This is a genomic window from Streptomyces sp. NPDC036764 (genome assembly GCF_055609385.1).
The window spans coordinates 2745476-2756806 of sequence record NZ_JBVJPT010000001.1; the positions used below are offsets into that span (position 1 = coordinate 2745476).

The following is an 11331-nucleotide window of genomic DNA, read 5'->3' on the forward strand; positions in this document are numbered from 1 at the left end:
GGGCGCTTCATCTAGGCAGGAAGTGTGATGATTGCGCTCGATCAGCGGCGGGTCCAGGCACGCCGCATGCGGCGCCTGCGCCGGATGGGGGCCTGGGTGCTCGTCCTGGGCGGCGCTCTGGTCCTCGCGGTCGGTCTGCCCTGGCTTGCGTGGCGAGGGCCATACCTGCTCGATAAGGGGGGAACCGACGAAATGCGGCCCGCGGGGTGACGGAATGCCCGGAGTGGGGCAGCGGGCCGGACGGCCGCCGCGTGTTCGTCGGCGCGCGTGCCGCGCTGGGTTCCCAGACTGGGAACGCGGGACCTGCTCAGGAATCTTGGGTCGTTCTGTGACTGAGCTCCTCAGTTGGCCTTACGTTCCAGGGACGGGATGGTGGAGCCATTCGTAGGGTTGGGCCGCCCAGGGGTGCCGGGTGTGGCTCTTAGTTGGCTGCCGTCCGTGGCTGCAGTGGCTTGGCCGCCCGGCGCCCCACGACGACCCGGCCGCCAGATTGGGAAATGCGGACAAGATCGCTGTGTAAGGCCATGCCGGCGAGGTCGTCTGTGGCACGAACCCTGCAGGACGATCGTCTGGAGCACGATGAACCGGATCTGGGCCGGCATTGGCAGCGGCAAACCCACCACCTTGCCTCGTACTCAACGAAAACGGCGAAGCATTGCTGTCCCGCCCGTCGCCAACGACGAGCCGGAGCTCCTGAAGCTCCTTGACGCCGTACTCGCCCTCGGCGACCAGGTGACCTGGGCCGTGGACATGGCCAGTGGTGAGCCCGCCCTCTTACTCGCCCTACTGGTCAATCACGGCCAGGAAGTCCGCTACATCCCTGGCCGCGTGGTCAACCGGGCCAGCGACGGCTACCGGGGTGAAGGCAAGACCGACGCCCGAGACGCACTGGTCATCGCTGACCAGGCCCGCATACGCCGCGACCTGCACACGCTGCGGCCCAGCGAAGAGGCCACCATCGAACTCCGTGTCCTGACCAACCGCCGCACCGACCTCGTCCGCGACCGCACCCGGTCCATCAACTGATTCCGCTCTGCACTGACCGGCATGTTCCCCGCGCTGGAACGGGTGCTCGTCCTGACGAGTGCCGGACCCCTCGTCCTGCTGGACGGCTACCAGACGTCGGCCACCCTCCGGCGCATAGGCACCGCGCGGCTCACCGTTGGCTGCGCGCCCGCGGCGTCCGCAGCCCCCAGACACTCGCGCAGAAGGCCGTGCAGGCCGCCGAGCGGCAGCACACCGCCGTCCCGGGCGAGGCTGTGATCGCCCAGCTCGTTCGGACACTTGCCGAGGAGGTCCAGACCTTGAACGAGAAGGTCGCCGAGATCGACCGGCTCATCGAGACCCGGTTCCGGACACACGAGCTGGCCGAGGTCGTGGCCAGCATGCCCGGCATGGGGCCGCTGCTGGGCGCCGAGTTCCTCGCTGTGATCGGCAGCGACCTTGAGGATTTCGACGGCCCGGACCGCCTCGCGGCTTTCGCCGGCCTGGCTCCGGCACCGCACGATTCCGGGAAGCGGAATGGCAACTTACGCCGCCCTCGCCACTACCACCGGGGACTCCAGCGCATCTTCTACATGTCCGCTCTGACGAGCGTCCGCTACGACCCCAACTCCCGGATCTTCTACGATCGCAAGCGTGCCGAGGGCAAACGCCATACCCAGGCCGTGATCGCCCTCGCCCGCCGCAGGGTCAACGTCCTGTGGGCCCTGATCCATGACCGGCGCCGTTACGAGGTCGCCCCACCACAGTCCGCCGGTTAGGTTCTGCGTCGGAAAACGAGGCGACGAGCCTTGCCCGTGCTCGGCAGACTGCGGGCATGTCCACCGATGTCAGCGGAATGATCGAGTGCAGGTCCTTGGCCCGGATCTTCGGGGAGGACGACGAGGACGCGGTATGGCACGCCGCCATTGACCTCTTCCTCCTCAACACCGGCAACGCCTTTGCCTGCCTCTTCGGCGTCCGCAACTCCTTCGGGTTCCGACCGCTGTCCGAGGACCGCGGCCTGCCGGAGGACGCTTCCGAGGGACTGCGAGAGACATTCAGCGCATGGGGTGGGCCACAGGACGCGCACGGAACAACGTGGATCAGATGGGCCGAGTTGGCAGCCGCCGACTGGGACGAGACCGATCGCTCCGGCACACTCAGCCGAAGCACCGTTGCCGGGACGGGAACCCATTGGGCGCCGGTCTGGGACGTGATGAGGACGCTGGCCGAGCTGCACGGCCCGGAGCACGTCCGCCTCGTGGTCTGGTTCGACTGAACACGGAACCAGGTTCTGTCCAACGCACAGGAACTCAGCTTGACTTCTCCATTGGGAAGCCATTGAGCGCTCCAGGTGGCCGTTCCGGCGCTCAGTGTTGTCCTGCCCGGTGTGCCTCAGCCTTGGAGGTCGAGCGTCCGTCGACTCCGCGTGCGAGAGGCGATCCTGCCGGCAGGAGCATCAGCACCGACTGGTGCGGTCACACGCTGACGTCGACGCCCGTTCCGGCGGGCAGCCAGCGGAAGCGGTCCCGGATGTCGGCGGGAGCCGAGGCCAAGTGCCGTTCGATGGCTTCGCGGTTCTCGCGGAAGTGGTGCCAGCCCTCGTAGTGGATGGGGAGGGCGGTTCGCGGGGTGAGCAGACGGCACAGCTCTACAGCCTGAGCGGCCGTCATCGTGTAGCGGATCGGGCCCGTCAGAGGGAAGCGCACGCCGCCCATGTGCAACAGGGCGGCGCCCACGTTCAGGCGGCGGGCAAGGTGACGTACACCGTCGTGGAGGACGGTGTCCCCGGAGATCCACAGCACACCGTGCTGCTGTCCCTCCCAGTGGAGCGCGAAGCCGGTGACGTCCCCGGTGATCAGCCGGGACAGCGGCGGTCCGTGGCGGGCGGGAGTCGCGGTGATATCGATCGTTGTGCGCCCTGGGGCCTGAAGGCGTGTGGTCGTCCAGGGCGCTAGGCCACGCGCGTTGCCGTTGAGTCGTCGTGCTCCGGACGGCGTGGTGAGTACGGTGTCCACGGTCGGCAGCAGGGCGCGCCCGGCCGTGTCGAGGTTGTCGCCGTGGTGGTCGTGAGTGAGCAGGACGGCGTCGACCGGCGGCAGGTCCGCGACGGCAAGGGCGGGGCCGGACGTCTTACGGGAGGACGTGCCCCAGCCGAACGAGTAGCGGCGCCCCGGCGGATCGAACGTCGGGTCGGTCAACAGCCGCCAGCCGCCGACCTCGATCAGTGTGGTCGGACCGCCGATGTGGGTGACGCGGACCTCTGTCATGCGGTCATCCCTTCCCTGGCCCGGGACGGCGGGTATCCGTCCCGGGCGTACTGGTGGCTATCGGGCGTGCGACAAGGCCCACGACAGCGCGTGGTCCGCGACCTCTTCCCAGCCTGGCGAGGCCGGCATCAGGTGCGGCTGCCCCGGATACACCTTGACCTCGGTGACCGTGTTCGACTTGTAGTGCTCGGCGTTGGACTGCTGGACCTTGGGCGGCATGAGGTGGTCCAGTTCGCCGGAGAGGAACAGCAGCGGTGCACGGTCGTCGTTGTGGTAGTTCACCCAGATGTCCTGGTGGCCGGGCTGGAGGTTGGCCAGCACGCTGTTCCACAGGATGCGGCCCGACGCGGGAATCGCGTAACGCTCGTAGAGCGCCCGGGACTCCTCTTCGGGAAATGTGTTGGTGAAGGCGTAATGCCACTGCTCAGGGGTGAGGCCGACCGCCTTGTGGTGGTTGGCGGGGTTCTTGAGCACGGGGAAGGTCGCCTTCACCTGGCTCAGCGGGGTCACCTTCACGCCTTCGGTGGGCGCGGAGTTGATGGCCACTCCGGCCGCGCCGAAGCCGTGGTCGAGCAGGACCTGGGTGAACGCTCCGCCCGCGGAGTGGCCGATCAGGACGGGCGGTTCGTTGAGCCCGCGGATCACGTTTGCCAGGCTCTCCATGATCTGCGGGGCAGTCACCTTCTCGATCGGGGTCGGGTCGGCGTTCAGGGACTCGACCTCCACCTCGAAGCCGGGGTAGGCGGGCGCGAGCACGCGGTAGCCCTGCTTCTCGTAGCGGTCGATCCAGTGCTCCCAACTGCGCGGCGTCACCCAGAAGCCGTGGATCAGGACGATGGTGTCCGGTGCGCTCATCGATGTTCCTTCCAGGACGTCAACGGGTGGCGCGGTAGGCGGCCAGGATCTGGCGGACGACGATGTCGGGATGCGACATCATCACGACGTGGGAGGAGCCCTTCACCTCGACAGTCGTGCTCCCGGCGCGCCCCGCCATGAAGCGCTGCACCGCGGCCGGGATGACGTTGTCGGCGGTGGGAATCACGTACCAGGACGGCAGGCTCTTCCAGGCTGGCACGCCGCTGCCGGACGCCAACCCGCCCACGCTGCCGGGGCGTTGGGTGGCCGCCATGAGCCGCGTCACGGAGGTCGGCAGATCCTGGGCGAAAACCTCGTGGAACTTCGCGTGGTCGATATAGCCGTCGGTGCCGGTTGTGCCGTCGGGCAGCGGGAACGGGCGGGTCACCAGCGCGTCCTTCAGTTTGCTGCCTGGGAACATGTCGGCGAGCTGCAACGCGCTCTCGCCCTCGTCGGGCGCGAAGGCTCCGACGTACACCAGCGCCTTGACATGGGAACGATCGCGTCCGGCGTTGGTGATGACCTCGCCGCCGTAGGAGTGGCCGACCAGGATGACCGGGCCTGGGATGGTGTCGACGACGCTGGAGACGTACGCCGAGTCGCCCGCCAGGTCGCGCAGCGGGTTCGCGGGGGCGATGACTGGGAATCCGGCCTTCAGCAGCCGGGCGATGACGTCGTTCCAGCCGGAGGAGTCGGCGAACACGCCGTGCACGAGCACGACGGTCGGTCTCGTACCGCCGCCCGAGCGGGCGGAGGCCGAGGCGGGGGCGGCGCCGAGCGTGACCGCTCCCGCCGCGAGCAGGCCGCCGAGAACGCGACGGCGAGGCTGACCTTCGGAAATCATGCGGTGGTTCCTTCCGCGATCAGGAGTTGAGGAAGTCCAGCAGGTCGGTGCCGAGCTGTTCCTTGTGTGTGTCCGTGATGCCGTGCGGCGCCCCCGGGTAGACCTTCAGCATCGCGTTCTTGATGCGGGCCGCCGACGCCTGACCGCCCACCTCGAAGGGCACGACCTGATCGTCGTCGCCGTGGATAACCAGCGTGGGCACGTCGAAGGCATCCAGGTCGGCGCGGAAGTCGGTGGCCGAGAAGGCCGCGACGCATTCGTAGGCGTTTCGGTGTCCGGCCTGCAGGCTCTGGCGCCAGAATGCGTCCCGGATGCCCTGGGAGACATCGGCGCCGGGTCGGTTGTTGCCGAAGAACGGGCCGTCGGCCAGGTCGCGGTACAGCTGCGAGCGGTCGGCGAGCGACCCGGCGCGGATCGCGTCGAACACGTCGACCGGCACGCCGCCGGGGTTGTCGCCGGTCTTGAGCATGAACGGCGGTACGGCGGACACCAGCACGAGCTGCGCGATGCGGCCGGTGCCATGCCGCCCGATGTAGCGGGCGACTTCCCCGCCGCCCGTGGAGAAGCCGACCAGCGTCGCATCGCGCAGGTCGAGCGTGTCGATGAGGGTGGCGAGGTCGTCGGCGTAGGTGTTCATCTCGTTGCCGTGCCACGTCTGGTCGGACCGGCCGTGCCCACGACGGTCGTGGGCGATGGCGCGGAAGCCGTTCGAGGCGAGGAACAGCTGCTGTGCCTCCCAGCTGTCCGAGTTCAGCGGCCAGCCGTGGCTCAGCACGACCGGCCGGCCCGTGCCCCAGTCCTTGTAGAAAATCTGCGCTCCGTCGCTTGCGGTGACGTACGGCATGGAATGCTCCCGTCTGCAGGATCTGTCCGGTCGCCCAAGACTCGGCCAGGACGGACGGTGCTCGAATCCCGTGAAGCACGTAGTCGTGACCGCGGTCAGTCGTCCAATGCTTGGTGGAGTTGCCGCCGGGACGTCACGTCGAGCTTCCGGAAGATCTTCCGCAGGTGGTAGTCGACGGTGCTGGCGCTGATGTACAGCTGTGCGGCGATCTCGGCGTTGGTTGCGCCGCCCTTGGCGAGGCGTGCGATCTGGAGCTCCTGCGGGGTCAGCACGCTCGTCGCCCCGGCCGTCCCGCGCTGGGGGTGCGCCCCGGTGGCAGCAAGCTCCTGAGCGGCGCGCGCCGCGTAGCCCGTGGCCCGCATGGCGTCGAACATCGCCACGGCCGTACTCAGTTCCTCGCGGGCGTCCTTGCGGCGCTTACGGCGGCGCAGCCACTCGCCGTACAGCAGGTGGGCGACGGCGAGATCGGAGCGGGCTCTCGTGCCCGACAGGAGGGTGATCGCCTCGCTGTACAGCGGCTCGGCGTCGCCGACAGGGGCAAGCAGGGCGCTCGAGCGAGCCAGCAGGCCCAGGGCCCAGGGCGTGCCGGAGGCCGCCGCCCGGGAGGCCAGCGTCCCCAGCGCGGACGTGGCCAGGACCCGGTCGCCGCAGCGTACGGCCGCCTCGACAAGGCAGGGCAGCAGCCGGGAATGCACCCCGAGCACATCCTGCTCGATCAGCTCGTGCGCGACGGTGCGCGCCTCGGCGTAGTCGCCGCGGCTCAGGGCCAGCACCACCATTCCGATGCGGGCGATGGACTCGACCGCGCCGCTGCCGAGCCAGGTGCCGGCCTCCATCGACCCGCGCAGCACGGCGTCCAGGTCGTCGCGCTCGCCATGCCAGGCGAGCAGTTCAGGATGCCGGTATATGGCCCACACGTCGTCGTTGGCGCCGATCGCCGAACGAATCTGGTGCCCCTCGGCCAACAGGTCGTTGGCAGCGGCCAGTTCGCCGAGATTGGTCTCGGACATCGTGGCGCAGTACAGCGCGCTATCCAGCTGCCACAGGGAGCCGGTCCGCCGGGCGACGTCAGCCGCCCGGCGGATGACCGCGGTGTGGGTCTGCTCATCCCATAGGATCATCGACATGGTCATGGTGGGCAGATAGCCGCGCAGCACCTCCTCCTCGAGGGTGTCCGGGTCCAGCACCATGGCGCAGGCCCGCCGCAGATGTGGTACGGCGCGTTCATAGCCGTCAGTGATCAAGGCCGCGAAACCGCGCAGCACGAGATCGACGCCGGTCGCTCCACCGCTGCGCGGCACCAGCGTCTCCACGGTCCGGGCGATCTCGGCCAGCGTCGTATCCCGCATAAGGTGCTCTGCGGTGATGAGGCGGTCGATGGCCCTGAGGAGTGCCTCACGAGCAAGGTCCGGAGCACCGTCAGAGAGAAGCCGCGCGGCACGAACACACAGCGCCGGCGCCTGCGCGAACGAATCCTCGCGGCCCAGCGCGATGCCCGTGTTAGCCCGGACCAACAATGCCCGGCCCTGGCCGACATCACCGAGCAGTTCCCCATCGATCCCGTCCAGCAGCGACTCCGCCTGCAGCGGCGCCCCGGCTCGCAGCGCTGCCTCGGCCGCCGCCAGCAGCCGTCCCGCTCGTACCTCGCCTTCCGGTGTCAGCTCGGCGGCCCGGGTCAGGAAGGTGGCGCGCGCGGCGTAACCGCCACGCGCGCCTGCTCGGTCGGCCACGTCTTCCACCTCCGCGGCAACGGCGGCATCCGTCCCGATCGCGGCCGCGGCAAGATGCCAGGCGCGCCGGTCGGCGTCGGCCGGGCGGTCAGTGACCTGGGCCAGCGCGTGGTGCGCCCGTCTTCGCTCGACGCTGGTGGCGCCGCTGTAAACAGCCGACCGGACCAGCGGATGACGGAACTGTGCGGCGGCGTGCAGCACAACCAGGCGCGCGGCTTCGGCCGGACCGGAAGCCTCCGCGCTGATCCCGAGCCGGTCTGCCGCACTCGTGAGGTACCCGAGGTCACCGCCGGGCTCGGCGGCGGCGAGGAGCAGCCAGGTCTGCGTAGGCTCCGGCAACTCGCGGACCTGCTGGAGGTAGTGCGCCTCCAGCGTGCCGCCCACGGGCAGCGGTTCCGGCAGTGCGAGCCCTCCCGAGAGCTGGTCGGCGGAGAGTTCCTGCCCCAGGTCAGCCAGCGCCAGCGGGTTCCCGGCCGTGGCGGCCACGATCCGCGCCGCGACCCGGGTGTCGAGCTGTCCGGGGACGGCCTCCCGCAGCAGTTCCAGAGCGAACTCGTCCTCCAGACCGGCTACTTCAATGCATGGAAGGCCCGCAGGCGCGTCGAAACCGGTTCGCGCGGCGAACAACAGACCGACGCCCTCGGCGTGCACCCGCCGACCTACAAAGGCGAGCACGCCCAAGGACTCCTTGTCGAGCCACTGGGCATCATCGACGCAGGCCAGCACAGGCCGTTGCTTCGCGGCCTCCGCAAGCAGCGTGAGCGTCGCGAGCCCCACCAGGAACTGATCCGCGGCAGGGCCGTCGGCCAGTCCACAGGCCACCCGCAGCGCCGCGCGCTGGGCTGCGGGCAGCGCGCCGGGTTCCTTGAGGCCGTCCAGAAATGGAACGAGCAGACGGTGAAGCGCCGCGAAGGGGAACCCGGACTCTGCCTCCACACCCGCCACCCGCAGGACGCGCAGATCGGCGGCCTCCGCGGCGGCATGATCCAGCAGGACAGTCTTACCGATACCAGCGTCACCGCTTAGGAGGGCGACACCGCTTAATTCCCCGCGCAGGTCCGCAACGAACCGATCGAGGGCTTCACGTTCCCTGACCCGCCCCTTGAGCATCACGCCGACACCTTTCAGAAAGGTCGGGTGGCAAGGTCAACGGCAACGCGGTCCCCCCACGCACACTACGCCCGCACCCTCCGCTGGTGCTGCCCATACTGCATATGCTCGCCCGGACTTACAGGAGACTTGCATAAGTCATATGCCTCCCTCCGCTTCGCCGCGGCTCCTTCGTCAACCGGACGACGCTTTGTCCTTGGCGATGTGAGGCGACGTCGTACCGATCTCACACTCCCAATGGGCGTCTTCCAATTGCTCGACCAGCGCCGGCCCAGGCTTGCGCAGAAGCCGCTGCCGGCACCTCCATGGGACAAACATCAAGTCGCTGGAAGATGCGGCAGCCTGTGCCGATTGCGCAGACGGACGGGAACAAGGCACCGGACACCAATCAGGCCGCCTGCGGCCGAGCGGCCTGGTCAGCCTGACGCTGATCAGCCGCCACGCGAATCGGCTTACCGGCACCGTGCTACCCGCGGGACGGCAGCCAGCTCACGTACCGCACAGACGACGTCGGCGTCCGGCGAGCTCCCAACGGCACTCCACCGCCGTAACCAGCCCTCGCCGACCTCCAGCCGCTGAGTGACCTGCTCATCCAGCACGTACGGCGCGATCAGCTCATCCAGCCCGCACGTGTGCGACCACCGGCACGCAGGGCTCCGAGGACGCCTCCACGAGGCCAGCACAGCCGCTGAACCGGCTTCGCGGTCGACTTCATCGAAACCGACATCAGATGTCCGAACTGATCGCTAATCCCTCCGGCCAACTGTGACGCTCAGAGTGGCCAATTGAAGCGCTCAGTTACACGTTCCTGGTAGGTGAACTCGGTGGCCATTGCCAGGGCCTGGTGAGTTTCTTCGGTGGTGGTGGAGGGCTGGTTGCGCTGCCGAGCGTGGCCGTGACGGCTCGCACGAAGCTCTCCACCCACCCGGTGAACCACGCACGTTCGGCCGGGGCGTTGCGGTCGTCGATAGTCTCTGCGATCTCGCCGAGCCAGAACGTCGCCCAGTCTGTCCAGGACGATTCCGTCGCGGTGCTCCAGGAGCAGCCGGCCGATCTGCTGGGCGACCGGGGAAACGGCGTTCCTGCACGAGCATCAGGGCCCGCTCGGCCCGTTGCTCGGCGGCTGCGCGGTCCTCGTGTTCGCGGGCGGTTTCGGGGGTGCTGCGCTCGCCGGGCTCGCGGAGCTGCTCGGCCTTCAGCCGCCGCGCCTTCTGGTAGGCGCCCTGTTTGGAGGTCACGCGCAGTGCCTCGGCGAAGTGGTCCCAGGGCACGCCGGCGGCCCGGCCGTCCTCGATCGCCTTCAGATGTCCGGCGTCGGCATGCTCGCGCAGGTACTGCCACAACTTCGCGCGTAACACCGCGGCCTCGCCGACCACGTTGACCAGGTTGTCCTTCGGCTGCTTCAGCTTCCCGGCCCACGTCTGCGCGTGCTCCAGGGCTGGTGAAGAACACCTCCGCATTGCCGTCCGCTCCGGTGACCACCACATTCGCCCGGCGGCCCGTGATCCTCTTCGTGCACGCCGCGCACTCCGCGTGCTGCGATATCAAGCTTGTCGCGGAAACCGAGCGGTGCCCGCACCGTGTGGTCAGGCTCGGTCGCCTTGGGGCTGACCACCATTCTGAACAAATAGTGAGGGTCCGCCAGCGAGCTGACGGACCCTCACTGCAAGATCGCGCTAGCGGTGAGTACCCATTACTTCGGGGTCTGGCCGCAGCAGGCGACGGTGTTCGAGATGTCGTTCGATGCCAGGAGCCAGGCACGGGCGCTGTTGCCTCAGCTAGCGAGCAGGGCCTGCATCCACTGGTCTTCGCGTTGCTCGATGTATTCGGCGTCGTTTCGCCAAGCGTCGCCGTGGCCTTCAGCCCACAGCCTTGCCCAGGGCTGGGCTCCTTGGGCTGCCTGGTCGCGCAGGAAGTCGTGCATGGAACGCGTACGGCGCCCCAGTAGAGGCACCAACCGACGGCGTTCGGACTCAGCCAGACCGTAGGCGTCGGCGAAGACTCCCAGTCGGTCCGCCGCGTCCGGGCTCTGCCAGTCCGGATGCGCGGACAGCGGGATGAACCCGTGAATGGCGTATGCGACATCCCACAGGCGCGAGCCGGGACCTGCAGCGTCCCAGTCGATGAAGGCCCACCGCGCCTCGTCTGCGACCACGAGGTTCCAGGGGGCCAGGTCGTTATGGGCGATGATGTCACTGCCCTCAGCGGGGATCAGCGTCTGCCACCGCGCATCGGAGGGCGCCGTGAAGTCCTGCACGGCGTCGTGGAAGTCCCGGATCAGCCGTGCCACGCGAGCCAGTTGTCGAGCGGGTTCCATCAGCGAGAACCGGTCGGGCCAGACCACATCTCCCGGCATGAAGGTCAGGACCTCACGCCCCTGATCGTCAATGCCGAGCGGACGAGGCGCCGCGCCGAATCCCACCTCGTGCAGGTGGGCAAGCAGGGCATGCACAGCGGGAGTCCATGGTCCGGTCGGACGGCGAACGGTGTCCCCGACGCGAACGACACCATCACTGACGTTGCCACCGGACAAAGGCTGTTCATCATCTTGCCGCATCGAACCAGTGTGTCGGATCAGCTCGTCGTGATCACCCCATTAAGTCGTCATTTCAGTTGGCGAGTCTGCGGTGGCATATGAGGGTCGCAGCTATGGCGGTGAAGGCGAGGAAGTGTTCGGGCTTGCGCTCGTAGCGG

At 68.5% G+C, this 11331-nt stretch carries 7 protein-coding genes and 2 pseudogenes; 2 read left to right on the forward strand and 7 right to left on the reverse strand.

Translation table 11 applies throughout. The features are described from left to right. The first annotated feature begins 579 nt into the window (after nt 1-579). Both ACZ69Q_RS11555 and ACZ69Q_RS11560 read left to right on the forward strand, forming a co-directional pair. Nucleotides 580-1763, forward strand: a pseudogene (locus ACZ69Q_RS11555) (IS110 family RNA-guided transposase). A gap of 56 nt (nt 1764-1819) precedes the next feature. Beyond that, nucleotides 1820-2263, forward strand: coding sequence for a hypothetical protein (locus tag ACZ69Q_RS11560; RefSeq protein WP_471039938.1), 444 nt, complete (start codon nt 1820-1822; stop codon nt 2261-2263). Nucleotides 2264-2462: 199 nt separating this feature from the next. Here the strand turns inward: ACZ69Q_RS11560 and ACZ69Q_RS11565 are convergent, their stop codons facing one another. From ACZ69Q_RS11565 to ACZ69Q_RS11595, 7 genes and pseudogenes are all read right to left on the reverse strand, one after another. Then, nucleotides 2463-3254, reverse strand: a complete 792-nt coding sequence (locus ACZ69Q_RS11565; RefSeq protein ID WP_471039940.1) for an MBL fold metallo-hydrolase — start codon at nt 3252-3254, stop codon at nt 2463-2465. Between the two features lie 57 nt (nt 3255-3311). Continuing rightward, nucleotides 3312-4109 carry an alpha/beta hydrolase gene (locus ACZ69Q_RS11570; protein WP_471039942.1) on the reverse strand — a complete coding sequence of 266 codons (798 nt, stop codon included), beginning with the start codon at nt 4107-4109 and terminating at the stop codon, nt 3312-3314. A 19-nt stretch (nt 4110-4128) separates the two neighbouring features. Further along, nucleotides 4129-4953, reverse strand: coding sequence for an alpha/beta fold hydrolase (locus tag ACZ69Q_RS11575; RefSeq protein ID WP_471039944.1), 825 nt, complete (start codon nt 4951-4953; stop codon nt 4129-4131). Between the two features lie 19 nt (nt 4954-4972). Then, on the reverse strand, nt 4973-5797 hold the full coding sequence (locus ACZ69Q_RS11580) for an alpha/beta fold hydrolase (protein ID WP_471039946.1): 825 nt from the start codon (nt 5795-5797) through the stop codon (nt 4973-4975). A gap of 95 nt (nt 5798-5892) precedes the next feature. Further along, nucleotides 5893-8637 (reverse strand): helix-turn-helix transcriptional regulator, encoded by a 2745-nt coding sequence (locus ACZ69Q_RS11585; protein WP_471040211.1) that lies wholly within the window; start codon nt 8635-8637, stop codon nt 5893-5895. Between the two features lie 1774 nt (nt 8638-10411). Beyond that, nucleotides 10412-11194 (reverse strand): phosphotransferase enzyme family protein, encoded by a 783-nt coding sequence (locus ACZ69Q_RS11590; RefSeq protein WP_471039948.1) that lies wholly within the window; start codon nt 11192-11194, stop codon nt 10412-10414. A 52-nt stretch (nt 11195-11246) separates the two neighbouring features. After that, a pseudogene (locus ACZ69Q_RS11595) lies at nt 11247-11331 on the reverse strand (IS5/IS1182 family transposase); the annotation flags it as partial.